General features: G+C 71.0%; 19 protein-coding genes. 7 read left to right on the top strand and 12 right to left on the bottom strand.

Annotated elements, in window-relative coordinates; all coding sequences use genetic code 11:
- The first annotated feature begins 96 nt into the window (after positions 1-96).
- From CLV67_RS27840 to CLV67_RS27830, 3 genes are read left to right on the top strand one after another with little or no spacing between them, the layout of a single operon-like run.
- Positions 97-1845 (top strand): S8 family serine peptidase, encoded by a 1749-nt coding sequence (locus tag CLV67_RS27840; RefSeq protein WP_106323494.1) that lies wholly within the window; start codon positions 97-99, stop codon positions 1843-1845.
- Positions 1846-1882: 37 nt separating this feature from the next.
- Complete coding sequence (locus CLV67_RS27835; RefSeq protein ID WP_106323492.1) at positions 1883-2482, top strand: sulfite oxidase-like oxidoreductase; 600 nt, start codon at positions 1883-1885, stop codon at positions 2480-2482.
- The gene (locus tag CLV67_RS27830) at positions 2452-3195 is read left to right on the top strand and encodes a ferredoxin reductase (protein ID WP_106323490.1); all 744 of its coding nucleotides are present in this window, start codon (positions 2452-2454) and stop codon (positions 3193-3195) included. The genes CLV67_RS27835 and CLV67_RS27830 overlap by 31 nt, the downstream gene beginning before the upstream one ends.
- Before the next feature lie 49 nt (positions 3196-3244).
- Here CLV67_RS27830 and CLV67_RS27825 read toward each other — a convergent pair whose 3' ends face one another.
- From CLV67_RS27825 to CLV67_RS27805, 5 genes are read right to left on the bottom strand one after another with little or no spacing between them, the layout of a single operon-like run.
- The gene (locus CLV67_RS27825) at positions 3245-5308 is read right to left on the bottom strand and encodes an alpha-galactosidase (RefSeq protein ID WP_106323488.1); all 2064 of its coding nucleotides are present in this window, start codon (positions 5306-5308) and stop codon (positions 3245-3247) included.
- On the bottom strand, positions 5305-6627 hold the full coding sequence (locus CLV67_RS27820) for an ABC transporter substrate-binding protein (protein WP_106323486.1): 1323 nt from the start codon (positions 6625-6627) through the stop codon (positions 5305-5307). Before CLV67_RS27820 ends, CLV67_RS27825 begins: the two co-directional genes overlap by 4 nt.
- Before the next feature lie 29 nt (positions 6628-6656).
- Positions 6657-7490 (bottom strand): carbohydrate ABC transporter permease, encoded by an 834-nt coding sequence (locus CLV67_RS27815; RefSeq protein WP_307833884.1) that lies wholly within the window; start codon positions 7488-7490, stop codon positions 6657-6659.
- Positions 7487-8350 carry a carbohydrate ABC transporter permease gene (locus tag CLV67_RS27810; protein ID WP_106323484.1) on the bottom strand — a complete coding sequence of 288 codons (864 nt, stop codon included), beginning with the start codon at positions 8348-8350 and terminating at the stop codon, positions 7487-7489. Before CLV67_RS27810 ends, CLV67_RS27815 begins: the two co-directional genes overlap by 4 nt.
- Positions 8347-10317: a beta-galactosidase gene (locus CLV67_RS27805; protein WP_170154023.1), complete on the bottom strand. Its 1971-nt coding sequence runs from the start codon at positions 10315-10317 to the stop codon at positions 8347-8349. The genes CLV67_RS27810 and CLV67_RS27805 overlap by 4 nt, the downstream gene beginning before the upstream one ends.
- 135 nt (positions 10318-10452) lie before the next feature.
- Here CLV67_RS27805 and CLV67_RS27800 point away from each other — a divergent pair, with 135 nt between their 5' ends.
- A complete protein-coding gene (locus CLV67_RS27800) occupies positions 10453-11472 on the top strand; it encodes a LacI family DNA-binding transcriptional regulator (protein WP_106323479.1) in 1020 nt (339 codons plus the stop codon).
- A gap of 418 nt (positions 11473-11890) precedes the next feature.
- Here the strand turns inward: CLV67_RS27800 and CLV67_RS27795 are convergent, their stop codons facing one another.
- Complete coding sequence (locus CLV67_RS27795) at positions 11891-12265, bottom strand: hypothetical protein (RefSeq protein WP_106323477.1); 375 nt, start codon at positions 12263-12265, stop codon at positions 11891-11893.
- Positions 12266-12509: 244 nt separating this feature from the next.
- Between CLV67_RS27795 and CLV67_RS27790 the strand changes: the two genes are divergently transcribed.
- Together CLV67_RS27790 and CLV67_RS27785 are read left to right on the top strand one after the other, a co-directional pair.
- Positions 12510-13283: an SGNH/GDSL hydrolase family protein gene (locus CLV67_RS27790; protein ID WP_106323475.1), complete on the top strand. Its 774-nt coding sequence runs from the start codon at positions 12510-12512 to the stop codon at positions 13281-13283.
- A 63-nt stretch (positions 13284-13346) separates the two neighbouring features.
- Positions 13347-13628 carry a PLD nuclease N-terminal domain-containing protein gene (locus tag CLV67_RS27785; protein WP_106323473.1) on the top strand — a complete coding sequence of 94 codons (282 nt, stop codon included), beginning with the start codon at positions 13347-13349 and terminating at the stop codon, positions 13626-13628.
- A gap of 9 nt (positions 13629-13637) precedes the next feature.
- On the opposite strand, the gene CLV67_RS27780 is transcribed toward CLV67_RS27785, so the two are convergent.
- From CLV67_RS27780 to CLV67_RS27770, 3 genes are all read right to left on the bottom strand, one after another.
- Positions 13638-15305, bottom strand: a complete 1668-nt coding sequence (locus CLV67_RS27780; RefSeq protein ID WP_106323471.1) for a serine/threonine protein kinase — start codon at positions 15303-15305, stop codon at positions 13638-13640.
- 136 nt (positions 15306-15441) lie between these two features.
- On the bottom strand, positions 15442-17463 hold the full coding sequence (locus CLV67_RS27775; protein WP_239166593.1) for a hybrid sensor histidine kinase/response regulator: 2022 nt from the start codon (positions 17461-17463) through the stop codon (positions 15442-15444).
- A gap of 124 nt (positions 17464-17587) precedes the next feature.
- Entirely contained in the window at positions 17588-18526 is a 939-nt protein-coding gene (locus CLV67_RS27770) for a ribose-phosphate diphosphokinase (RefSeq protein WP_106323467.1), read from the bottom strand.
- 65 nt (positions 18527-18591) lie between these two features.
- Here CLV67_RS27770 and CLV67_RS27765 point away from each other — a divergent pair, with 65 nt between their 5' ends.
- Complete coding sequence (locus tag CLV67_RS27765; protein WP_106323465.1) at positions 18592-19434, top strand: ABC transporter ATP-binding protein; 843 nt, start codon at positions 18592-18594, stop codon at positions 19432-19434.
- A 4-nt stretch (positions 19435-19438) separates the two neighbouring features.
- On the opposite strand, the gene CLV67_RS27760 is transcribed toward CLV67_RS27765, so the two are convergent.
- The 3 genes from CLV67_RS27760 to CLV67_RS27750 are packed head-to-tail and all read right to left on the bottom strand — an operon-like array spanning position 19439 to position 26225.
- Complete coding sequence (locus CLV67_RS27760; protein ID WP_106323711.1) at positions 19439-20095, bottom strand: ABC transporter ATP-binding protein; 657 nt, start codon at positions 20093-20095, stop codon at positions 19439-19441.
- Positions 20096-20142: 47 nt separating this feature from the next.
- Positions 20143-23136, bottom strand: a complete 2994-nt coding sequence (locus CLV67_RS27755) for an FtsX-like permease family protein (protein WP_106323463.1) — start codon at positions 23134-23136, stop codon at positions 20143-20145.
- The gene (locus tag CLV67_RS27750) at positions 23133-26225 is read right to left on the bottom strand and encodes an FtsX-like permease family protein (protein ID WP_203737389.1); all 3093 of its coding nucleotides are present in this window, start codon (positions 26223-26225) and stop codon (positions 23133-23135) included. Before CLV67_RS27750 ends, CLV67_RS27755 begins: the two co-directional genes overlap by 4 nt.
- Positions 26226-26279 lie beyond the last annotated feature (54 nt).

Genomic DNA, 26279 nt, shown 5'->3' with positions numbered 1-26279 from the left:
TGCACCCGCCCCGAGCCCGGTTCGCACTTCAGCGGCCCCACCTTTATCGCAACAGGGCCGCCACGGACGGCGGTCCACTACGAAGGGCGGGACCACATGCGGATGCCGGTGCGGCGGAACTTCCTCGTCGGTGGGATCGCGGCGATCACCGCCGCTGCTCTGGGCGCGTTCGCGCTGCCCGCGGGGAGCCAGGCGTTCAGCCCGGTGTCGTACAACCTGGCGCTGCCGGCCACCGTCTCCGCGACCGCCCCGGTCCGGATCGTGACGACCACCCTGGACGCGAGCGGCCGCCCGGTCTTCTCGGTGCAGGAGGCCACCGGCAACGCGCAGGCCAGCCGGATCGCGCAGGCCGCCCGCGCCAAGAAGAACACCCTCGCCGTCGAGGTCGACGTCCCGGTTCGGGCGCTCGGCGTCTCCGCTGACGACGAGTACCGCGACCTGCAGTGGGACCTCGACAAGATCAACACACCGGCCGCCTGGGAGACCAGCACCGGCGCCGACGTGGTGGTCGCCGTCATCGACACCGGTGTGGAGGGTGACCACCCCGACCTGGACGGCCAGATCCTCAAGGGCTACAACGCCATCGAGAACGGCGGAGGCGGTGACTTCGACGACAACGGGCACGGCACCCATGTGGCCGGCACCGTGGCCGCGCTCACCGGCAACGGCGTGGGCGTGGCAGGTTTCGCCCCCGACGCGAAGGTCCTGCCGATCAAGGTGCTCGACGCCGACGGCAGCGGGTACGTGTCGGACACCGCCGAGGGCATCGTGTGGGCCACCGACAACGGCGCCCAGATCATCAACATGTCGCTCGGCTCGGACACCCCCACGCAGGCCGAGAAGTCCGCCGTCGCCTACGCGCTGAAGAACGGTGTCACGGTCGTCGCGGCGGCCGGCAACGAGCGCGAGGAAGGCAGCCCGACCAGTTACCCGGCCGCGTACGACGGTGTCATCGCGGTCGCCGCCACCGATGACCAGGACGAGATCGCCGAGTACTCCAACCGTGGTGAGTACGTGGACGTGGCCGCACCCGGCAGCGGCATTCTCAGCACCTACCCACTCGCGCTGTCCGAGGACGGCAGCGGGTTCGCCGAGCTCAACGGCACGTCGATGGCCGCGCCGCACGTCGCGGCGGTGGCCGCGCTGATCAAGGGCGTCCAGCCGGACATCACGCCGGACGGCATCCAGAAGGCTCTCGAGAGCTCGGCCGTCGACCTCGGTGATGACGGCTTCGATGAGGACTTCGGGTACGGGCGGATCGACGCCGCGGCCGCGATCGAGGCCGCCGGCGGTGGTGGTGACGGCGGTGACGGTGACGGCGAGCGGATCACGCCGGAGCTCTTCGCCGGTGAGGGCGGACTCGTCGGCTACGGCAGCGAGACCAGCACCGAGTTCCAGGTCATGGCCGACGGCGAGGGTCTCGCGGAGCTGCCCGCCGAGGCCTGCGTCTCGGTCGGCGGCGCCAAGTGGGACTGCGAGGACGTCGAGAGCGACGAGGACGGCGTCTACGTCGTCGAGCACGTCGCGAAGGGCGCCTTCGAGGTCCGGCTGACCGTCTCCGAGACCGAGACCGTCGAGTCCGCGTCCGAGACCGTCGGCTACACCGTACGGGCGCAGGTCTCGGCCAAGAAGTCGGCCAAGGGCACGATCACGGTGAAGGCCGCCGGCGCCGCGGGGCAGAAGATGACGCTCCAGCGGAAGGCCGGCAGCGGCTGGAAGACCGTCAAGACCCTCCCGGTCAAGGCCAGCACCAAGATTACCGGCCTGGCGGCGGGCAGTTACCGGGTGGTCGTGGCCGGCACCAAGACGGTTCAGGGCGTGACCAGCGGCACGGTCAAGCTCTGACAGCTTTTCCGGCGGCCGTGAGGTTTACTCCTATCTCATGAGCATCATCTCCCGGGGTTTCGGCGGGCGGCGGCGAGAGCCGTCGCCCGACCTGCCACCCGGTCAGTACCTGGCCCACGACTTCCCGGTCCTCTCCGCCGGTCCGACCCCGCGGATCCCGCTGGACCGGTGGAAGTTCACCATCGTCACCGAGGTCGGTGAGAAGCACACGTGGGACTGGGCGGAGTTCACCGCCCTGCCGGCCGAAGAGGTCACGGTCGACATCCACTGCGTCACCAAGTGGTCGAAGCTCGGCACCTCCTGGAAGGGCGTCTCGCTCGACACGCTCTTCGAGGACGTGGAGACCGCCGGCGACTTCGTGATGGCGCACAGCTACGGCGGCTACACGACGAACGTGCCGCTGGAGGACCTGCTCGACGGCAAAGCGTGGATCGCCTACGAGTACGACGGCGAGCCCCTGCATCCCGAGCACGGCGGCCCGGCCCGGCTGCTGATCCCGCACCTGTACTTCTGGAAGTCGGCGAAGTGGGTCGACGGGCTGCGGATGATGCACGAGGACGAACCGGGGTTCTGGGAGGACGCCGGCTACCACATGTACGGAGACCCGTGGCGCGAGCAGCGGTATCACGGCGACTGAACTGGCAGGTGGCCACGGTCCTCGCCGTGCGGCAGGAGACGGGCTCGGCCCGCACCCTCGTGCTGGACGTCCCCGGGTGGGTGGGTCACCTTCCAGGTCAGCATCTCGACGTCCGGCTCACCGCCGAGGACGGCTATCAGGCTCAGCGCAGCTACTCCATCGCGTCGGCCGGGCCGGGCCCGGTCGAGATCTCGGTGCAGCGTCTCTCCGACGGTGAGGTCTCGCCGTACCTCACCGACGTCGTGGAGGCCGGCGACCAGATCGAGGTCCGCGGGCCGATCGGTGGCTGGTTCGTGTGGCGTTCCGCGTCGACGGCTCCCGTGGTGCTGGTGGCGGGCGGCTCCGGGATAGTGCCGCTGATGGCGATGATCCGGGCTCGCGGTCAGGCGGCGGGTCGTCAGCCGTTCCGGTTGATCTATTCGGTACGGACACCCGCGGACGCCCTCTACGCCGACGAACTTCGCCGCCGTGCCGTGTCCGACCCGGGGCTCGACGTGCACTTCGTCTACACGCGCAGCGCTCCGGACGGGTGGCCGCACCCGGTGAAGCGTCTGGACGTGGCGGTGGTGAACACCCACGGCTGGCCGCCCGACTTCCAGCCGGACTGTTTCGTCTGCGGCCCGAACACGTTCGTCGAAGTGGTCGCCGACATCCTGGTGGCCCTCGGCCACGACCCGAAGCGCATCCGCACCGAACGCTTCGGCGGCGCTTGATCCTGGCTGTGTCATACCGCTGTCTCGGCGGTATGACACCGCCAGGGATTCAGGACAGTTCCAGCAGGAGGGCCTGTTCGGGGGTCAGGAGCGGGGACGGCAGGCCGGCCTCGGTGAGGAAGCGGCCGGGGAGCGTTACCGAACCGGCGGTCGTCCACGGGGGCGGGGCGTCCTGCATGTAGCGGGGTGGGGTGCCGATCGGGCGGACCGTGTAGTGGCGGTCGGGGTCGAGCCCGGGGAAACGAATCGGCGGGGGCAGAGCGGCGGCCGGGGTGCCGACCGTGACCAGGGCGAACACCGCGTGCGAGCGGTCCTGGGCGATGACACCGTGCAGCAGCTGGGCCGGATCCGGGGTGTCGGCGCGGACCACCCGGCCGGAGTGCAGCAGTGGGCGCAGGCGCTTGTGCTCGGCGATCCACGCGGCGATGCCGGCACGCTCGGCCGGTGATGCCGTGGTCAGGTTCCATTCGATTCCGGCGCTGCCGAACAGGGCCGTGGCCAGGCGGAACCCGAGCGCGGACGTGCGGCCGGTGACGTGGGCCGTGCCGGCGCCCAGGTGGCCGCCGAGGTATTCCGGTGGGATCAGGATGCCGGTCCAGCGCTGGATCGACTGGCGGTCCAGCGGGTCGTTGGTGTCGGAGGTCCAGAACCGGTCGACCAGCGGCAGGATGCCCAGGTCGATGCGGGCGCCGCCGGAGGCGCAGCTCTCGATCTCGACGTGCGGGAACGACTCCTTCAGCGTGGCGAGCAGCCGGTAGAGGGCCCGGGTCTGCCGGTGCGCGGCACCCGGAGTGAGCAGGTCGCGGTTGTGGTCCCACTTGAGGAATGCGATCGGATACTCGGTGAGCAGCGCGGTCAGGCGCTCCAGCAGGTAGTCGTAGGCCTTGGTGAGGTCGAGGACCCGCTGCCAGCGCCAGGTCGGCTCCACGTCGGCAGCGGCGGCGACGCCGGGGACCGGGCGGGCGCCGAGAATCCAGTCGGGATGGGCGGCGGCCAGGGCCGAGTCGGGGCTGATCATCTCGGGTTCGACCCACAGGCCGAACTCCATGCCGCGCTCGTGCACGTGGGAGATCAGCGGGTGCAGGCCGTCCGGCCAGACGGCCGGGTCGACATACCAGTCGCCCAGGGCCCGCTTGTCGTCGCGGCGGCCGGTGAACCAGCCGTCATCGAGAACGAAACGTTCGACACCGGCCTCGGCGGCCGCGTCGGCCAGGCGTTGCAGCGTCGGGAGGTCGTGGTTGAAGTAGACGGCCTCCCAGGTGTTCAGGACGACCGGGCGCGGCAGCCGCAACGAAGCCGCCGATCGGATCCACGGGTGCAGCCGGTCCGACAGGCCGTCGAGACCCGCGTCGGAGAAGGCGGCGATCAACCAGGGTGTCTCGTACGACTCTCCGGGCGCGAGGCGGATCTCGCCGGGTGCCAGGAGTTCACCGGCACCGAGGACGTTGCAGCCGAGGGCGCTGCGTTCGGCCCAGATCCGCTTGTCGCCGCTCCAGGCCAGGTGGGTGGCCCACACCCGGCCCCGGCGGAAGCCGAACCCGGGCTCACCGGCGATCATCAGGAAGGCGTCGTCGTGGCCGGGGCGGCCGTGCCGGCTCTCGCGGCTCCAGACGCCGTGGCGCAGTGGGGCCCGCTGCGGCTGCCGCTCGTGTGACCACAGTCCGGTGAAGTCGAGCAGTTCGGACGCCTCGGCCGGGATCGGGAGCAGGGCGTCGAGTCCGGGAATGATCAGCTCGGCGTCGCCACGGTTCACCAGGCGGTGCCTCAGTCGCAGGACGCCCTGCACGGACATCCCCAGCTCCGTGAAGACCTCCTGCAGACCATCGATGCTCGTAGACCGTACAAAAATAGTTTGATCTTGAAGTTTTGCCTCGGTCAGCCGGAATCCGGCACCGTCCATGGCCGGTCGTCCGGTCCATCCCTCCAGAACCGAGGGCAACAGCGACAACCGCAGCGGTACGTCGATCGAGCTCGGCGGCACAGCCGGGATGAAGAGATCGGCGGCGATGTCGCAATCGCCGAGGTCGGGACCCCAGTGGACGATGAACGCGGCAGCGCCGCGGGCGTCCAGCACAAGGCTGGTGCCCGCGGCGCGCAGGTGGAACACGGTCACTCGGCGACCGGGATGGACTGGGACTTCAGGTTCTCGATGGTCTTGGTCTGGGTGGTCTTGAGCGCGTCGAGCAGGGTGCCGTTACCGGAGACGGCGCCCTTGAAGCCGTCCGAGGCGGTGGCGTACGTGCTGGTCATCGTCGGTCCCCAGACGAAGTCGGCGGCGACCTGGGTGGAAGCGGTCGCGAAGACATCGTAGATCTTCTGGCCGCCGTAGAACTCGACTCCCTCGGACAACGCCGGGAGCGACGCTCCGGCCTTGGTCGCCGGGTAGAGCTGCGCCTCCTTGTTGAGCAGGGTCAGCGCCTCCTCGGAAGTGTTCAGCCACAGGGCGAACTTCGCGGCCTCGTACGGGTGCTTCGAGCCCTTGAACACGGCGGTCGACGAGCCGCCCCAGTTACCGGCGACGGTGCCACCGGCGGTCCACTGCGGCATCGGGGCGACCGCCCACTTGCCCTTGGTGGCCGGCGCGCCCGACATGATCGAGTTGGCGCCCCACACCGCGGAGGTCCAGGTCCACGCCTGGCCGGTGTTGTAGGCGTTGTCCCACTCGGTGGTCCACGGCGGAACGGCCGAGACGAGCTTCTTGTCGATCAGGCCCTGCCAGTAGTTGGCGACCTTGGTGGTGTTCTCGTCCTGCAGGTTCACGGTCCACTTGCTGCCGTCGTTGGCGAACCAGCGGCCGCCCGCCTGCCAGGCCAGACCGGCGAACTGGTTGATGTCGCTCTGCGAGAAGTTGGTGATGTAACCACCGGCGGCCTTCACCTTCTCGGCGGCCGCGGCGTACTCGTCCCAGGTGGCCGGGACCGGGATGTTGTTCTTCTCGAACAGGTCCTTGCGGTAGAACAGCGCCATGGGGCCGGCGTCCTGCGGGATGCCGTAGACGGAGTTCTGCTCACCGAACGTGACCTGACCCCAGGTCCAGTCGACGAACTGGTCCTTGGCGGCGGTCACCTCGGCGCAGTCGGCCAGGTTGGTGAGGCCGTCCTGGACGCGGAAGCTGGGCAGCGCGTCGTACTCGATGTGGCCCAGGTCGGGGGCGTTGCCGGCCTTGAGCTGGTTGAAGAAGTTGGCGTAGGTGCCGCCGTTGCCGTTCGGGCCGGTCTGCACCTTGACCTGGATGTTCGGGTTCTTCTCGTTCCAGACCTTCACCACGTTCTCGATCCCGGGGATCCAGGTGGTGTAGGTCAGGGTGACGTTGCCTTCCGAAGGAGCGCAGCTTGCCTTGGTGTCGCCGCCTTCGGCGGAGGTGTCGCCGCCCGAGGAACAGGCGCCGAGCGCGAGGGCGGAAACCAAGACGAGGCCGAGTGCTGCTCGCATGATGATCCTTTTCTTCTGGGAGGGAGGGATTACTTGATGGCGCCGGAGCCGAGGCCGTTGCGCCAGAAGCGCTGCAGAAGCAGGAAGGCGATCACCAGCGGGACGATCGAGACGAGAGCGCCGGTGAGCACGAGCATCCGCAGCTCAGGAATCTGGTTCACCTGGGTGTTCCAGGAGTAGAGACCGAGCGTGACCGGGAACAGCTTCTCCTCGCCGAGCATGATCAGCGGGAGCAGGAAGTTGTTCCAGACGGCCACGAAGTGGAACAGGAAGATCGTCACCAGGGCCGGGAACATCAGCTTGGTGGAGATCGTGAAGAACGTGCGGACCTCGCCCGAGCCGTCGAGGCGGGCGGCTTCGAGAAGCTCGTCCGGGACGCTCGCGCTGGCGTAGATCCGGGCCAGGTAGACGCCGAACGGGTTCACCAGGCTGGGCAGGAAGACCGACCAGAAGGTGTTCGTCGCCTCGAACTGGCTGAAGATCAGAAACAACGGCAGGGCGAGTGCCGTGGCCGGCACAAGGACCCCGCTCAGGACGATGTTGAAGATCGCCTCGCGGCCCGGGAAACGGTACTTGGCCAGGGCGTATCCGCACATGGCGGCCAGCAGGGTGCCGAGCAGGGCGGCACCGCCGGTGTAGACGACGCTGTTCAGCATCCAGCGCAGGAACACGCCGTCGCCGTAGGCGAACAGCTCCTTCAGGTTGTCGGCGAGCGAGAAGTCGGCGAACCAGAGCGGGGTGGTGGAGGTGAACTGGTCACGGCTCTTGGAGGCCGCGACCAGCAGCCACCAGATCGGGACCAGGAAGTAGAGCGTCGCGGCGCCCATGACGAGCATGGGGGCCAGGCGGTTGACGTTCTTCACTTGTCGCCTCCCCGCTGGGTGACCTTCAGGAAGGCGAAGGAAAGGACGCACGTCGCCAGGGCCAGGACCACCGAGAACGCCGCGGCCAGGTTGAAGTTCGGGATCGACGAGGTGGAGTACACGGTCAGGTTCGGCGTGTACGTGCTGGTCACCGCGGAGCTGAAGGTACGGAACACGGCCGGCTCGGCGAGCAGCTGCAACGTGCCGATGATCGAGAACACCGTGGTCAGCACGATCGCGGGCATGACCAGAGGGATCTTGATGGACCAGGCGGTACGCAACGCGCCCGCGCCGTCGATCTTGGCGGCCTCGTACACCTCCTGCGGGATGGCCAGCAGCGAGGAGTAGATGATCAGCATGTTGTAGCCGACGTAGACCCAGGTCACGACGTTCGCCATGGACCAGAGCACGAAGTCGGCCGACAGCAGGTCGACGTTGCTGGTGACCGCGGTGAACGGGGACAGGTTCGGGGAGTAGAGGAAGCCCCACATGATCGCGGCGACGACACCGGGCACGGCGTACGGCACGAAGAACGCCAGCCGGAAGAAGCGCCGCCCCTTGACCAGGCCCGAGTCGAGCAGCAGGGCGAAGATCAGGGCCAGGCCCAGCATCACCGGCACCTGCACGATCCCGAACAGCAGCACCCGGCCGATCGACTCCCAGAACGGGCCGTCGGAGAAGACCCGTTCGTACTGGGCCAGACCGCCGAACACCTCGGTGGCCTTGCCGAACGTGCCCTGGCGCTCGACCTTGTAGAGGGACTGCTTGATCGCGTACCCGATCGGGGCCAGGTAGAACGCGGCGAACAGCAGGGCGAACGGGAGGATGAAGAAGGTTACGGCCTTCCACTTGCCCTTCATGACACCTCCTCCCGGACGACCGCTACGCCGCCGGCCTCGACTGTCAGCACGCCGTCGACCCTCTTTCCGGAGACGAGGTCCTCTCCCCGCGCCGGGTGGTCGACGGGTGTCGTGCCGTGGTTGATGACGAAGAGATAGCTGCGGTCGGTGCCACGTCGGCGTACGACCTCTTTGTCAGATTTTGTGTTTTCCAGACCCGCCGCCTCGGCCAAGATTCCCGACATGTCGGTTTTAGTGGCGATGTACCAGGCGATGCCTTCGCCGTGTTCGTTGCGGGTGATCGCCGGAATACCGGCCATCGGGCCGTCCTCGAACGTCGCTACGACTGATGCCGTCGTGGTGCGCAGCCGCTCCGTCCACAGCGTCGCTTTTTGATCACTGCTCAGGGTGACGGCGTCGCCGGGCTTCAACGGCGCGAACTCCTCGGACAGCACCCCGAGCACATCCCGGAACGCGCCCGGATAGCCGCCGAGCCGGATCCGGTCCCGCTCGTCGACGATGCCGCTGAAGTAGGTGACCACCAGACGGCCACCAGCGGCCACGTAGTCGGCGATCCCCTGCGCGTCGGTGTCACTGATCATGTAGAGACCCGGCACCACGACGAGCTTGTAGCGGCTCAGGTCGGCGTCCGGAGGGACCACGTCGGTGGTCACACCGAGCTCCCGGAGCGCCGCGTGCGCCGAGTGCACCTGGTCGAGATAGGTGACCGCCTGCGATGGGCGGGCCTCCCCCTCGGCCGACCACCACGACTCCCAGCTGAACAGCAGGGCGACGTCGGCCTCGACCTCGGTGCCGGCCACCTCGCCGATCCGGTCCAGGGTCTCGGACAGTTTGAGCACCTCACGCCAGGCGACCGTGTCGGTGCCGGCATGCGGCAGGAGCGCCGAGTGGAACTTCTCCGCACCCTGGGCCGAGGCCCGCCACTGAAAGAAGCAGATCGAGTCGGCGCCGCGGGCCACGTGGGTCAGCGAGTTGCGGATCATCTCGCCCGGCGCCTTGGTGAGGTTGTGCGGCTGCCAGTTGACCGCGCCGGCCGACTGCTCCATCAGCATCCAGGGCCGCCCGCCGGCCAGACCGCGGGTCAGGTCGGCGGCGAAGGACAGCTCGGCCACCGGGTCGCCGAGGCGGTGGTCCAGGTAGTGGTCGTTGGCGACGATGTCCATCTCCGGCGCCCACGACCAGTAGTCGAGGTTGCGGATGTGCGCGGTGACCATGAAGTTCGTGGTCACCGGGATCTCCGAGTGCTTGCGCAGCAGCGCCGCCTCGGCCCGGTAGTAGCCGAGCAGCTCGTCGGAGCTGAACCGCTGGAAGTCGACCAGCTGGGCCGGGTTGCGCAGGGACAGCGCGAGCCGCGGAACCTGGATCTCGCTCCAGTCGCCGTAGCGCTGACTCCAGAAGGAGGTGCCCCACGCTTCGTTCAGCGTCTCGATCTTGCGGTAGCGGCCCTGCAGCCAGCTCCGGAACGCCGCGGCGCTGGTCTCGCAGTAGCAGAGCGCGTTGTGGCAGCCCAGCTCGTTGGAGACGTGCCAGAGAGCGACGGCCGGGTGGTTGCCGTACCGCCGGGCTACCCGTCCGACCAGGTCGAGCGCGCGGTCCCGGAAGACCGGCGAACTCGGGCACCAGGCCTGCCGGCCGCCCGGGAAGCGGGTCGTGCCGTCGTCGGCGACCGGCAGCACCTCCGGGTAGAGGGTGGTCAGCCACGGTGGCGGCGACGAGGTGCCGGTACCCAGGTTGATCCGGATGCCGTGCGCGTGCATCAGCTCGATGACCTCGTCGAGGTCGTCGAACCGGTACTCGCCCGGGCTCGGCTCGAGGTTGGACCAGCCGAAGATGTTGACGGCGACCAGGTCGACCCCGGCCCGCCGCATCAGGGCGGCGTCCTCGCGCCAGACGTCCGGCGACCACTGTTCGGGGTTGTAGTCGCAGCCCAGGCTGACGCCCGGAACCGGCATGCGCACGCTTTTCATAGAACTCCTGGTCAAGGAATGTGTGCACGTGCACACATTTCCGTGAGCCTAAACGGCGGTTACGGATGTGTGAACGTGCACACAGTAGGACTGGCCTGCGAAGAGGTCAAGAGCCCGGCGGTTACTGTTGAGCGCATGTCCCGGCCTCAGCCCCAGAAACGCGCCACGGTGCACGACATCGCGGCCGCGGCCGGCGTGTCCCGGGGCACCGTGAGCCGCGTCCTGAACGGCGGGTACGTCTCCGCCGAGGCACGAGCCGCCATCGAGGCGGCGATGAGCGATCTTGGCTACGTACCGAACAACGCGGCACGAGCCCTGAAGATGCGCAGGTCACAGGCGGTCGCGTTCGTCGCCCTCGAGCCGCACTCGCTCTTCCTCGACGACCCGAACATCGGCTCGATCATGCTGGGCGCCAACGCCGCCCTGTCACTCGCCGACCACCAGATGGTCAGCCTCGTCGTCGAGTCGGCCCGCGACACCGAGCGCGTCTCCCGCTACCTGAGCGGCGGTTTCGTCGACGGCGCCATCGTCGTCTCGGCCCGCGCCCACGACCCGATCATCAAGGTGATCCGCGATCTGGCCCTGCCCGCCGCGTTCGTCGGCCACCCACCCGACCTCGACCAGCACATCCCCTTCGTCGGGATAGACAACGTCGGTTCGGCCCGGGCGATCACCGAACACCTGGTCACGAGCGGCCGCCGCCGCATCGGCATGATCGCCGCCGCCCTCGACCGCGACTCCGGCATCGACCGGCTGGCCGGCTTCCGCGCCGCCCTGGGCCCGCTGTTCGACTCCGACCTGGTCGCCGACGTTCCGCACTACGACTACGGCTCCGGCGTCAAGGGCATGCGTGACCTGCTCGAACGCGACCCGTCCATCGACGGCGTCTTCGCCGCGTCGGACGCCATCGCGGCCGGCGCCCTCGAGGCCCTCCGCGAGGCGGGCCGCAGCGTCCCCGGCAACGTCGGCGTGGTCGGTTTCGACGACAGCACGTGGGCGGTCCGCTGCCAGCCGCAGCTCACGACGGTCCACCAGCCGGCCAAGGAGATCGGCTCGTGCGCGGCTCAGCTCGTCCTGCGCCAGCTGCGCGGCGAGCATCCCGATGCGGGGGGCCAGCTTCTGCCCACGCCCCTGATCCTGCGGGATTCGGCCTGACCTTTGGGGTACGCGCTCCGCAGCCGCCCACCATCCCGCCTTGCGTGGTGACCTGCGCCCACCCGCGAGCCGCACGTCACCACACGACGTGCCCCACCCCGCAACGTGGCCACCTGCGCCCACCCGCGAGCCGCAAGTCACCACGCGAACCGCTGCCGGCCGCAACGTGGTGACCTGCGCCCACCCGCGAGCCACAAGTCACCACGCGAACAGCTGCCGGCCGCAACGCGGTGACCCGCGCCCACCCGCAAGCCGCACGTCACCACACGACGTGCCCCACCCCGCAACGTGGCCACCTGCGCCCACCCGCGAGCCACACATCACCACGCGAACCGCTGCCGGCCGCAACGTGGTTACCTGCGCCCACTCATGAGCCGCGAGTCACCACCGGAAGTGTCGACGGCGGCGCGTGGCCGGGTCAGCCCCGGCGGCCGCGAAAGCGCTGCGTGATGCTCGGCGGCGGAGGTGGTGGGACGTGGCGGCGCACAGCCGGCGGCGTCGAGCGGCCGACGGGCCGGTCGTAGTCGGCCGCGGCGATGGCCTCGACGGCCTGGTCCTCGGTGAAGTCCTCGGAGCCCGGGATGGAGTCGACGAAGCCGACCAGAACGCCGTCGCGCATGACCTGGGCCTTGAGCGCGGCACTGCCGTCATCACCCCAGAGCGCCTCGCGGCCGTCGGGCAGCACGATGCGGACGGCGTAGCCGGAGCGGCCCGCGCTCGGCAGTTTCAGATGGGCGAACACGTCACGTGCCCGCAGTCTGTCCACCAGTCGGCGTGCCCGGCTCTCCTGCATGATCCGACGCTAGCTCGCGCGTCTGGACGCACGCTGAAGATCCGCTTGACACGCCTGGAGAGCCCTGGCGCACCCAGCGCACACGAAATATGACCTTGTGCGATAACCCCTGGTCACATCGATGCATGTTACTACTTCGTAACAGGAATTTCACCGGATTCCTTTTCCCGGATGTCCGGCTTACTGTGCGGTAACCGAAGCGCTTCGGTCCCCGGATCCCCACGTGGAGCATCGGAGGCCATCGATGAGAATCGTCAGCGTTCTCGTCACCTCGTCCGTCCTGAGCCTCGCCCTCGCCGCACCCGCCCAGGCGGCGAGCACCATCGACTACGTCGCCCTCGGCGACTCGTACTCCTCCGGCGTCGGCGCACCCGGCCAGTCCGGCACGTGCCTGCGCAGCAACAACAGCTACGGACCCCGATGGGCCGCGGCCAACAGTCCCGCCTCCTTCCAGTTCCTGGCGTGCGGCGGCGCCGTCACCGACGACGTCCGCAACAGCCAGGTGCCGGCCATGCGCGCCGGCGCCGACCTGGTGAGCATCACCATCGGCGGCAACGACGCCGGCTTCGCGCCGACTGTCCTGACCTGCCTCACCTCGAGCGACTCGGCATGCGCCGCCAAGGTCGATCAGGGCAAGACGTACGTGGCGAACACGCTCCCCGGCAAACTGGACGCCACCTACGCCGCCATCCGGGCGAAGGCGCCGGACGCCCGGGTCGTGGTCCTCGGGTACCCGCTGATCTTCGACACCTCGTCGCCGATCTGTGAGATGAGCACGGCCAAACGGCGATCCCTCAACGACGGCGCCCGCGTCCTCGACGAGATGATCAAGCAGCGTGCCGAGGCGGCCGGATTCGTCTTCTCCGACGTGCGCGACGAGTTCACCGGCCACGGGGTCTGCTCGTCCCGGCCGTGGATCAACGGGCTGACCATCATCCCGCCGCAGAACTCCTATCACCCCAACAACAGCGGGTACGCCAGCGGCTATCTGCCGGCGCTGAGCGGCTCCGCGTCCTGAAGCAACCGACCGGCACCGTGGGCGGACCGGTACCGCCGCCCACGGACGCCAGGATTCCTCACCATGGCCCGACTGAACACGCTGCTCTTCCTGATCGTCGTCGCGCTCAGCGTGGTGGCCGTGATCGACTGCTTGCGCACCGAGCGGTCCCGGCTGCAGTCGTTCCCGCGCGGGGCATGGGTCGTGCTCATCCTGCTCTGCCCGGTCTTCGGGGCGTTCGCATGGTTCCGCGCCGGGCGCATCGCACCGGGCCGCCCGGCTTCCCCGCTCGCGGCGGGCCCGATCGGCCCCGAGGACGACCCCGAGTTCGTACGGCAGCTCGCCGAGTCCCTTCGCAGGCGGTGAGGGCTGTGTTCACCAGGTGAAGGCTGAGCCCTTCGTGGTGCTGGTGGTCGTGCGGCCGTCGCGGACGTAGCGGTAGGACATCACCACCGTGTAGCTACGGCCGCGACGCGGGACGGCATCGGACGGACCGCACGCACGGGTGTAGGTCTGCTTCGAGAACGTCAGATCGCAGCGCTTGGGGCCGGCCACCGTGCGACCGGTGGCGGCGTCCTGCAGGGTCACCTCGACGCGGGCGCTGCCACCCGCGGCGGCGGTCAGGTACCCCTGGAAGCGGACGTCACGGCCGATCGAGTGGCACGGCTTCGGTCCCAGCGCGGTACGACTGGGCAGGTCGAAGACGAGCCGCTGGGAACACTGCCACGGGCCGCGGGGCTTCGCCTCCGGCAGGGGCGACCGGGCGGGGGTCCGGTGAGAGGCGGCTCGCGTCGTCCGTACGCCCGCGGGTTTGGGCTTTGGCGCGGGGAGCGCGACATTCCGGACCGGCTTGCGTTGCCGGAGCTGCTGGTTCGACGGCTGGCGCGAAGCGCCGCCCGGAGCCGAGGCCGCCGTGGTGAGCCGCGGGACGCTCGGAGCCACCACGATCGTCGAGAAGTCGCCGGGGTCGCTGCCCGCGCGGCCCAGATGCCAGGCGGTGGTGGCGATGCCGGAGGCGATCATGGCGCCCACGGTGAGCGCGGCGATACCGCCGAGCCGGGACCAGCGACCGGCCGGGGCGTCGTTGCGGGGACGTCGGCGGCGGGGCGGCGGGATCGAGGGGACACGCTCGGGTTTCGGCGGCGCCGAGGAGCGCAGCGGTTCGGAGTCGGCGTCCGGCGGCGAAGAGGCCGGGGGTGGCAGCGCCGGCATCGAGGCGAGGTTGGTGGCCAGCGCGGTGAGATCGGTGACCAGGTCGGCGGCGGTGGGACGCTGCGGCGGCTTGGTGGACAGGCACTGCTTGACGACACGCCAGAGCTGGTCGGGGACGCCGCCGGGGCGGTCCGGGTCACCTTCCGCGTGCAGGCGCATGAGTTCGGGGATGCTGTCCGAGCGGTACGGCGGACGCCCGCACACCAGCTCGTAGAGCAGAACCCCGAGCGCGTAGACGTCGGTGGCCGCGCTCGGTGTGGTCCCGTGGAAGGCCTCCGGCGCCATGTAGTGCGGGGTGCCGACGACCGCGTTCGGCGTGGTCATGCTCGGCAACGTGAGGATGCGGGCGATGCCGAAGTCGGTGAGCCGGGTCTGACCGTCGGAGTCGAGCAGGACGTTGTCGGGTTTCAGGTCGCGGTGGATGATGCCGAGCTCGTGCGCCTCGGCCAGAGCGGCGGCTATCTGCGCGGCGAGGCGGGCTGCCTCGCCGGGTGCGACCGTACGGCTGCGGTGCAGATGATCGCGCAGGTTGCCGCCGTCGACGAGGTCCATGACCAGGCCGAGGGTCTCGCCGACGCTGAAGAGATCACGGACCCGGACCACGTTGGGGTGCCGCAGCATCAGCAGGATGGTCCGCTCCTGGACGAACCGGGTCACCAGCCGAGGCTGCCGCAGCAGGCTGTCGTGCAGGAGCTTGACCGCGACGGGCTCACCACTGGCGGCGTCCTCGCCGCGCCACACGGTCCCGGTCGCGCCCTGGCCGATCGGGCGGATCAGGCGGTAGGAGTTCCCGACGCAGCGCCCGGCAAAGCCCGTGGGATCCTGAGTCACTCCGGGGTCCTTCCGCCGACGGCAATGCCCCGGAATACTGCTTTTTATCCAGTTATTCGGCAAGTCGGCGGGCCCAGATTCGCACCCTTTGAGTGGAGTCTGTGGCCCGCCGTCACTTCACCGCCGCAGCGGTCGTTCAGCCCTGTGAAACCGGTGGCTGCGGACCGCAGAGGGACCGGATCGCGCCCAGCAGGGTCGACCGGGTGAACGGTTTCTCCAGCAGCATGCTGTTGTCGTCCAGGTGCAGCTGCGGGCCCAGGGAGGCCGCCGTGTAGCCGGACATGTACAGCACCGGCAGGTCCGGCTGATGGGTACGCAACGCCCCGGCCAGCTCCGGCCCGGTCATCGTCGGCATCACCACGTCGGTGATCAGCAGGTCCGGCCGGGCACCCGAGGCGACCTGGGTGACCGCCATCAGCGCGTCGGTGGCCACCGCGATCTCGTACCCTGCCGGTTCGATCAGCCGCCGCACCAGCTGCGCCACGTCGGGCTGGTCCTCGACGATCAGCACCCGGCCGATCACCGCGGTCTTCTGCTGCCGCTCCCCCGACGTGCCGGCCTTCTGCTCCGCGGCCGGCAGGTAGATGTGCACGGTCGTGCCCATCCGCGGCTGCGACTCCAGCTCGATGTGGCCGCCCAGGTTGTGCACGATGCCGGCGGTGGTGGCCAGGCCCAGACCGGCCGCGGTCGGACGGGTGGTGAAGAACGGCTCCAGCGCGCGGCGGCGTACCTCGTCCTCCATCCCGACGCCGGTGTCGGTGACCACCAGGTGCACCAGCTTGCCGGTCGGCGCGCCCTCGGCCAGTTGCCCCGGCTCGATCGTCTCGTTCGTGGCGGTGACCCGGACCATGCCGCCGTGCAGCATCGCGTCCCGGGCGTTCGCCGCCAGGTTGACCAGCGCCTGCTCCAGCGGACCGCGCTCGGCCTTCACCGGCCACACGTCCGGGCCGAACGCCAGGTCCAGGCCGATGCGCTCGCCCAGCGTCCTGCTGAACAGCGCCTGCACGTCGGTGAGCAGGTCCGGGATCGGGATCACCTCGGGCCGGTGGCCCTCGCTGCGCCCGAACGCCAGCAGCTGGTGGGTCAGTGTGCGCCCGGTGCCGACCGCGTCCAGGATGTCCTTGGCCAGCTGGGCGTGCGGCGAGCCCTCCTCGCTGCTGCCCATGATCATGTCGGCCGAGCCGGCAACCACGGTCATCAGGTTGTTGAAGTCGTGCGACAGTCCGCCGATCAGGTGGCCCAGGCTGTCCAGCCGGCGCAGGTGGTCGAGCTGCCGCTTCAGACCACGCGCGTCGATGTGGTCGGTGGTGTCGGTGATCATGCACAGAACGCCGGTGAACTCGTGGTTCTCGTCCTGGACCGGCATCATGCTCACCCGTACGCTGCGCCGCGAACCGTCCGCCCGCATGAGCCGGGTCGCGCCGACCGTGGACTTGCCGCCACGGCAGTCGTTGATCCGCCGGTCCAGGTCCTTCTGTCCCACGTTGTCGAGGAAGCCGCGCAGCGACACCCCGATCAGCTCGGCCCGCGGCATGCCCAGGACCACGCCGATCGGTTCGTTCGCGTAGGTGGCCACGCCGTTCGGGTCGAGCTGAAGGACGCCTTCCGGGATCGTCTCCAGCACCCGCCGGTAACGCTCCTCGGAGGCTCGCAGCCGTTCCTGCGCCCGCGCCGACGAGACGGCCAGGGAGAGTTCACCGGCGATGTCCCGGGCCAGTTCCACCTCCGGGGTGGAGTAGAAGGCGTCCGGGGTGTGCCGGGTCAGAATCAGATAGCCGGCGTACGTGTTGTCGACGATCACCGGGCTCATCACGGCAGCCGTGATCCCCAGCTCGGGGGCGGCGAGGCCGGCAGCCGCATCGCCGGCCAGCACGATCGGACGCCGGCTCGCCGCCAGGGTGGTCGAGTATTCGTCGTCCGGGGCGTGACCGAACCGGGACAGGTCCCGGGACAGTGGCGCCGAACGTTCGTTGTCGAGGTGGTGGTACGAGATCTCCTCGTACCGGCCGTCGTCGCGAAGCAGTTGCACGCCCGCGCCGTCACCGATCATGTCGGCGGCGGCGCGGGCGGCCGTGTTGCGAACCTCGGCCGGATCCGCCGCCGCTCGACTGAGTGCGAGGGCGAGGTCGGCCAGCGCGTACCGGAGGGGGTAAGCCATGACACCCATGCGGCAATGATTCGCGTTTGGTGAGGCCCGTGAGGCCGATTTGCCAGAATTAGGTCTGTTTCGAAGTGGGGTCGGAGCGAGGCGAGGTCAGCCCGTCTCCCACTTCGATGCAGACCTAACTGAACAGGGCGCTCACTGACTCCCCGTTGTGTATCCGCCGCATCGCCTCCGCCAGCGCCGGGGCCACCGAGATGACGGTCAGCTTGTCGGTGGCCTTCTGCTCCGGGATCGGCACCGTGTTGGTGCAGACGATCTCCTCGATCTCCTTCTCCGCGGAAAGCCGCCGCACCGCGTCGTTGGTGAACAGGCCGTGCGTGCAGGCCACCCGGACGCTGCGGACGTTGCGCTCGCGCAGCCGGGCCAGCAGCTCGAAGACCGTGCTGCCCTTGGCGATCTCGTCGTCCAGCACGATCACGTCCCGGTCGGCGACCTCACCGATCACCGAGCTGATCACCACCTTGTCATCGGCGAACCGCTGCTTGGCGCCGGCCGCCACCTCGATGCCGAGCATCCGGGCGAACGCGGCGGCCTCCTTGGCGTTACCCAGGTCGGGTGACACCACCACGGTGTTGCTCAGGTCGTACCCCCGGAAGTGGCGGGCCAGCTCCCGCAGTGCGTGCAGGTGGTCCACCGGGATGCTGAAGAAGCCGTGCACCTGCGGCGAGTGCAGGGTCATCGCCAGCACCCGGTCGGCGCCGGCCGTGCTCAGCAGATCGGCGACCAGACGTCCCCCTATCGAGATCCGCGGAGCGTCCTTCTTGTCGCTGCGGGCGTAGGCGTAGTGCGGCAGCACCACGGTGATCCGGGCGGCCGAGGCGCCCCGGGCCGCGTCGAGCATGAACAGCAGTTCGGCGAGATGTTCCTGGGTCGGCGGAACCAGCGGCTGGATCAGGAAGACGTCCCGTTCCCGGCAGTTTCCCTGCAGCTGCACCTCGATGCAGTCGTTGGCGAATCGGGAGATCCGGGTGGGCAGCAGTGGCACACCGAGGTGCTCGCAGATCTCCTTCGCAAGATCAGGATGGGCAGATCCGGTGAAAACGGCGATGTCGCGCACGGCCCGAGGATAAGAGCCACCCGACGGGGTCGAAACACCGGTCCGGCTCGGCTAGCTTGACCGTTGTGAATGGTCTCGCCGTTGCCTGCCGCCGCGTGGTCCATATCTACCGCGCCGAGGCCGGGGACGTGGTCGCCCTGGCCGGTGTCGACCTGTCGATCGCGCCCGGCGAGACCCTCGCGCTGGTCGGCCCGTCCGGCTCCGGCAAGTCCACCCTCATCGCGCTGCTCGCCGGCCTGATGCGGCCGTCCGCCGGACGGATCAACATCGGCACGTACGACATGGGCAAGCTCTCCGACGGTGAAATCTCCCGGCTGCGTGGCACCGAGATCGGCGTGGTCCTGCAGGGCGCCTCCCGCAACCTGCTGCCGTACGCCACGCTGCACCGCAACATCTGGCTCGCCCAGCGCCGGGCCGCACACACCCGCGGCATCGAGCTCGACGACCCGGACCGCATCCTCGACCTGGTCGGGCTGCCCGGGCAGGGACGCCGCAAGCTGGACGACCTCACCCCCGGCGGCCGGCAGCGCGCCGCCCTGGCCGTCGGCATCGCCACCGGCCCCGGCCTGCTCCTCGTCGACGAGCCGACCAGCCGCCTCGACACGGCCGGCCGGGACGAGGTCCTCGACGCCCTGGAGACGGTCAACACCGAGCGCCAGACCACGATCGTGGTGGTCACCCACGACAACGAGGTCGGCGCCCGCCTCGGCCGTGCCGTCACCATCCGCGACGGCCGCGTCGGCGCCGAGGGACGCGACGGCCAGGACTTCGCGGTGGTCGCGGGCGACGGCACGGTTCAGCTGCCGCCGGAGGTGCTGGGCTCCTATCCGCCGGGCACGCTGTTCACCGTGCAGCATGTCGAGGGGGAGGTCACGCTGCTTCCCTCCGGACACGAGAACCCCATCTGAGGGCTCAGGGACGGGCCCAGGTGGCGGCTCCGTCCGCCAGGTGCAGTTCGCGGTCGCAGGCCGCGGCGGCCTCCGGGTCGTGGGTGGCGAAGACGACCGCCGCACCCCGGGCCGCCTCGGCCCGGAGCAGGTCGAGCACGCGCTGCCGGTTGGCCGCGTCCAGTTCGCTGGTCACCTCGTCGGCGAGGACGACGTCGCCGTGCAGGGCGAGACCGCGGGCCAGGGCGGTGCGCTGCTGCTGGCCGCCGGAGAGCTCGTCGATCAACTGGTTCGCCTGGCCGGACAGCCCCAGCGCCTCCAGCGACTCAGCCGTCCGGCGGCGGGCGTCCGCGGGGGTGCCACCGGTCGCGAGGACGGCCACCGAGATGTTCTCGGCCGCGGTCAGGATCGCCGCGAGGCCGTTCTCCTGCGGGATCAGCACCACCTTGAGTGACACGGCGTGGTCCCGCCCGGTCAGCGGCGTCCCGTCGACCGCCACCGAACCGGCGCGCGGCTGCAGCACGCCGGCCATGGCGTTGAGCAGCGTCGTTTTGCCGGCGCCCGAGGTTCCGGTGACGGCGAGCACCTCGCCGGGGCGCGCTGTCACGGTGACCCCGCTGAGCACCGGGTCGCCGTCGCCGTACCGGAGCTCGGCGTCCTCGACCGTCAGCGTCCCCTTCATCGTCTCCCCCTCGGCTTCTGTGCTGTTCACCGGCGGCGCGGCGCCGCTCATCGTGACTCGATCCGGCGGCGCAGGTTGCGGCCGCTCAGTATCGCGACCAGGAACTGGACCGCGAGCACCGCACCGGCCGCGGCCAGCAGGGCGGACGGTCGCGGCCAGCCCGGCAGCGGCAGGTCGGGCGGATCCACGCCGGCCAGCGGCAGCCCCCACCCGGTCAGCCGCCACGCCGCGACCGCGACCAGCAGCCCCACAGCCGTCGCGATCACGACCAGCACCGGGTACGTCCAGAGGGTCGCCAGCCCGGCCGGCCGTGGCCGGAGCCCCTGCACGCGCAGGGCGGCCAGGTCCTCGGTGCGGCGGGTCCGGTCGACCGCGACGGTCAGGCCCAGCGCACCGGCGCCGAGCAGGCCGGCCAGGATCGCGGCGATCACGTGGAACCAGAGAGCGACTGCCGGGCCCTGCCGGTCGAGGCCTGCCTTCACCTGGCCGGCAGCGGTCTCGGAGACGACGGTCAGCCCCTGCTCGGAGAGCCGGTCGACGATGTCGGCGGGAGCCTCGGCGCTCAACCACACCTGGGGTTCGGGGGCCAGTTTCGGTTCGATGGATACCGCGTCGGCGTACTCCAGGTCGACCAGTACCGCGTTCCTGCCGAGCCCGGGCACGACCGGCAGGCCGGCGACCGGGGTGACCGGGATGGCGGCGGGACCGGAGTCGGCGATCGTGCCGGAGGCGGGAGGCGCTCCGGCGTACCCGATGGGTAGTGGCAGTGGGGTGCCGGCGGGCTGGACCCAGGCGGTGTCGGCGACCGCGCCGGAGACGGCGACCTCGGCCCGGAGACCGTCGCCGGTGGCCGAGAGGCTGGCGTGCGGGTTGCCACGCCATCGGCGCGGGTCGGTGAGCGGGGCCGGCGTGGCGGTGTTGAGGGCGCGGATCATCACCTCGCCGGTGACATCGGTGCTGGTGCCGACACCGGCGATCTTGATGCCCTGGAGACGGCAGCCGCCGTCGCAGACCGGCGTGCTCGCGCGGTACGTATGGGTGCCCGGCCGCAGATCGCCGAGATCCACCACCTCCCCGGCGGGGCCGGTCGGCGCCGCCACCGAGACGGCCAGCCGCAGCAGTCCCTTGCTGGTGGTCGCGACTTCCAGGACGATCTCCGGTCCGGTGAAGGTGAGCGGCTCGGGAGGGACCGGGTGCAGCAGCTCCCGCAGTCCGTCCCGGCCGCCGGTGCCCTCCGGCCAGGCGGCGACCGCGGGCAGTGCCCGGCTGTCGACAGCGATGCCGGGGGGCGCGCCGGCACCCGCCGGAATGCGTACGGCGGCCATCGCGAAGTCACCGTCCGGGTCGACGGCGCGGACCGCGGCGAGCAGCTGCTGGCGGCTGACGGCCTGGACGGTGAGGACCTGGTCGGCGCCGGTGCCGACCCGGGCCTCGACGTCGCGCCCGCGGGCCGCGGTGTCGACCGTGCAGGCCGCGTAGCCGGCGACCGCGACCGACGCCACCAACAGGGCGAACAGCCGGCCGCCGCCGGGGCGGCGGGACAGCTGGAGACCGGCCAGGGCGATGCCGAGGCGGCCACGGCCCAGGGCGCGGACCGCGTACCGGTTGACCAGCGGCAGCAGCAGCCGGGCCGACAGCAGGGCCAGGGCCAGCACGATCAGTGCCGGAGCGAACAGGCCGACGCCGGTGAGCGCCTGGTCGGACAGGTAGTACTGGACGCCGGCGGCCACGGCCAGCGCCGCCAGGACGGCCTCGGTCACGGTCAGCCACCGCCGGTCCGCGGCCGGGGTGCGCCGGAGCAGCTTCGCGACCGGGCTGACCAGTTGCCGTCGCTGGGCCGCAACCGCCGCGAGCAGGGCCGCCGCCGCGGCGAGGGGCGCGTACCGCAGCGAGGAGAGGGCGGGTGCCGACCCGACACCGGGGTAGAGCAGCGCCGCCGCGGCGTTGACCAGCAGCTGCCCGGCCAGGCACCCCGCGACGGCTCCGGCCAGCACCGCGACGAGGCTCTCCCCGGTCGCCAGCCACCATCGCGTCCACCAGCGGGATCCGCGCAGTGCCACCACGGCCAGCTCGCTCTGCCGGCCCTCGGCGCCGTAGCCGACGACCAGGTAGATGGTGAAGCAGGCGAGCAGCACGAGCGGCACCGACAGCACCGGCACCAGCAGCCGGGCACCGGACTGTCCCTCGTCGATCCGGTCGAGCAGGCGCGGGATGCCGCTGTCGAACTGGAGCGACTCCTCGAGTTCTTCGGAGGTGGCTCTGAGCCGGTCCATGTCGGCCCGCAGGACGTCGAGCCGGTCGGCGTCGAGGGTGCCGGGCTGGGCGATGCCGTCGATCGCCATCGCGGTGATGGTCCGGTTCATCGCGTCGAGCGTGCCGGCGTTGGTGAAGACCGGCTCGCCCGGACCGACCTCGAAGCCGGGCACCGAGACGAAGTACCCGTGCAGTCCCCAGTACGCCTCGCCCGTGTCGATCGCCCGGTAGGTCCCGGCGACGGTCAGTCTCTTGGGTGCGCCGTCCGGTTCGTAGGTCGGTGGCCGCGCCAGCCCGTTCATCCGCGCCGCGGTCAGCGTGATGGTGTCGCCGGCCCGCAGTTCGAGCCGCTCGGCGGTGCGTTCGCCGAGCAGCACATCGCCCTCGCCGGCCAGGCAGCGACCGGTGAGGATGCGCACGTGGGCGCAGATCTCCTGGCGGAAGACGAGCCGGGTCGGGAAGAAGTCGACCTTCTCGAGGCCGACCGTCGGCACCTCGGCGGAGTGATAGAACGTGAAGCCGTTGAGGCCGAGCAGCAACACCCGTCCGACGTCCGGGAACTTGATCCCGGCGGACGGGTCCTCCTGGACGTCGGTGGTGCGACGGGCCGCCAGGCTCAGCTCGCTCGGTGTCGCGGTGGCTATCTGTCCCTCGGCGACCGCGCGTTCGGCCGCGATGAGATAGGCCGGTGCGGCGACCGCCGAGGCGACCGCGAGCATGGCCAGCAGCGCCAGCGTCACGGCCTGGCCGCGCCGGTTCCAGACCATCGCCAGGACCAGGGAGATCATCGGCCGGCCTCCCGGTCGCGCGGATTTCTCGCCGACGGTTGCTGGGCGGTCCGGTCGCGCAGGCTTCTCATCAGGGGTTGCTGGGCGGTCCGGTCGCGCAGGCTTCTCATCAGGGGTTGCAGGGCGATCCGGCCGGTCAGACCGAGCACCGCCAGGGCCGTGGCGACGGCCAGGGCGGTAGCCACCGGATTCAGCGGGCCGGGTGGCGGCAGGACCGCCCAGCCGTCGGTGAACGGCGGGACGGTCCGGCCGGTCACCTCCACGGCGAGCAGCGCGGCCAGCACACCGCCGGACAGGCCCGCCAGGATCAGCGTGGCGGTGCCGGCCCGGCCGGTGCCGATCGCGGCTCGGCGGGACAGGCCCTGCAGGCGCAGGGCGGCGGACTGCTCGGCGAGCGATCGCCGGTCCACGGTGGCCGCGACCGCGACCGCGGCGGCCGCGAGCAGCAGCGCGGCGACTCCGGCCAGCAGCTCGAACCGGACCAGGACGGCCGGGCCCTGGGTGCCGAGGCGGGTGGCCTGAGCGTCCAGGTCGGCGTCGGCGCTCACCGACAGTCCGGCAGCGGTCAGGTCGGCGACGATGCCGGGACGGGCGTCCGGGCTCAGCCACACCTGGAACTGCCCGCCGGGGTCGGAGTCGGCGGCCAGCCGCCGGGTGGTGTCGAGATCGACGATCACGCCGGCGCCGCCGATACCGGGCAGCGCCGTCACCGTGCCCGCCACCTGCACCGGCACGGGTTCCCCGTACGCCGGAAGAAGTGCCTCGTCGCCGCGCCACCGGTCCGGGACCGGCCCGGCGAGCAGGGCCGGCAGCGGCAGCAGGCGGTCGGAGGCCCACGCCTCGATGCCCAGCCGGTCCTCCTTGGTGGCGTTGTCGTCGATGCTCAGCCGGAGGCCGCCGTCGGCCGCGACCAGGTCGAGCGCGGCGCCGACGGTGCCGACCCGCCAGCGGGTGATGTCGCCGAGCGTGACGGCGTCCAGGATGGTGCGCGCAGGGCCGCTCTGCGCGAGGCCGGTCACGACGACGGCGGCCCCGGCCTCCGCCGGTTTCGGCCGTCCGGCGCCCGTCTGCGGCGCGGTCAGCTCCCAGCGCGCGAGCCGGCAGCCGGGGGCGGTGGCGCAGCCGGTCACCGGCGCGGAGAGGGTCTGCTCCCCGGGCCGGAGGGAGCCGAAGCCGACGGTCACCGGCGCTCCGGTCGCCTCGTGTTGCAGGTGCAGAGTGAGCGCCGAGGCGGGGGCCCCGTCGCGCCGGGCGGTCACGGTCAGCCGGTCGCCGGTGACCAGCGGCAGCGGTGTGAGCGAGGCGGCGGCCACGGCGTCGGGCAGGGTGGCGGCCGGGCCGTACTCGGGCCGCCAGACGGCGACGGTCCGGAGTCGCGCGGTGTCGACCTCGAGGACCTGCACGGTGTCGGTCCTGTTGCGTACGACGGCCATCGCCTCCCGGCCGTCCGGGTCGACGCCGCGGACCGCGCTCAGCAGGACGGTCCGGTTGGGTGCCGACACCGTCAGCACCCGGCTCGCGCCCAGGTCGGTGCCGCTGCGGACGGTCCGCGCCTCGCTCTCCGCGGCCCAGCCGCCGGCCGCCGAGACGAACAGCGCCACGGCCACGACGACCAGCACGAACAGCCGGTCGGTGCCGGGTGAGCGGGAGATCCGCAGGGCGGTCAGCCCGGCCCGTAGCCGCCCGGACCGCAGCGCCGCAGCGCCGCCGCGGTCGGCGGCGGCACTCAGCATGCGAGCGGCGATCAGGCCGACCGCGAGCGCGACCAGGGCGAGCGCGGCACGGGCCAGACCGTCGGCCGGTCCGTCGGCCCGGACCTGGTAGAGCGCCGCGGCGGCGAGGGCGAGCAGGACCACGTCGACGAGGGCGGGCCGCAGGCCACCGCGCCCGGGCGCGGCGCGCTGGAGCAGGGCGGCGACCGGACGGCCGAGCACGGTCGCCTCGACGGCGGCCAGCACCGCGAGGCCAACGAGCAGGACGGCGCCGATCGCGGCGGCGCTGTAGGTGAGGGCGGCCTGCCGGTCCACCGCGACCGGGACCGGCCCGGCCAGGGCCCACGCGAGCAGGTATCCGAGCGGTGCGCCGATCAGGGCGCCGCCGAGCAGCGGGACAAGGTGCTGGCCCAGGGCCAGGCGCAGCCGTCCGGAGCGGCTCACCCCGCGCAGTTTGAGCAGGGCCGCGTCGGCGCGCCGGTCACGCAACGTGTACCAACCGGCGAGTCCGAGGGCGAACCAGGTGAGGATCAGCAGCTGTGCGCCGGACGCGGAGATCCCGTCCAGGATGGTGCCGCGGTCCCGGACGATCGCGTCGTGCAGCGGGGCCGCCTGGCTGATCAGCCGCAGCTGGGACTGGCCGAGCGCGCGGTCCGACGTGAGGATGGCGGCGGCCAGGTCGAAGCCGCCGTCACCGCGTAGCAGCGAGTTCGGCAGGACCGCGTCGAACCCCAGGGTCGGGCTGTCCAGGTGGGCGTGGGTGAAGGTGTCCACCACGGTGAACATCGGGTCCAGGCCGGACTCCGACCGGTACAGCCGGTTCGCCCAATACGTCCCGGTGGGCTCGGCGAGCGCGTAGAGCCCGACCACCTCGAGGTCCAGCGGCACGCCGGACGTCGTGGTGATGACCGGGACGCGCTCACCGGCCTGGACGCCGAGCAGCCGGGCCGCGTCATGGCTGAGGGCGACCTCGCCACGGTTCGCCGGGCAGGCCCCGTCCAGCCGGACGTGTTCGCAGAACGCCTCCCGATAATCCAGGTCGACCGGGGCGCTGTTGCCGGCCGCCGACACGTTGATCGAGGCGGACAGACCGACGACCCCGGCCGGGACGCCGCGCGGCAGCCCGGCCCGGACCTGCTCGGTGAACTCTGCCAGAGCGCTCTCCGGCTCGCCGCCGGTGTCGACCCGGGTGCTCACCGCGATGATCCGCTGACTCGCCGGCGCCGCATCCAGATAGGCGTCGGCGGCCTTGCCGACAGCGGCGAATCCATACCACGGCCCGGCCGCGGCGACGGCCGCCGCGAGCGCGGTCAGCACGAGAATCGTCAGCACCTGCGCGGCACGGGTCCGCACAGCGCCGAAGACGAGCGCGAACATCCACCCTCCCCCGGTTTGGGGCGACGTTACGCGATCAGAGGGTCACGCGTGGAC

This window comes from Actinoplanes italicus (assembly GCF_003001815.1).
Lineage (GTDB): Bacteria > Actinomycetota > Actinomycetes > Mycobacteriales > Micromonosporaceae > Actinoplanes > Actinoplanes italicus.
The sequence above is the reverse complement of the archived record's forward strand: the minus strand, read 5'-3'. Positions and strand labels throughout refer to the sequence as shown.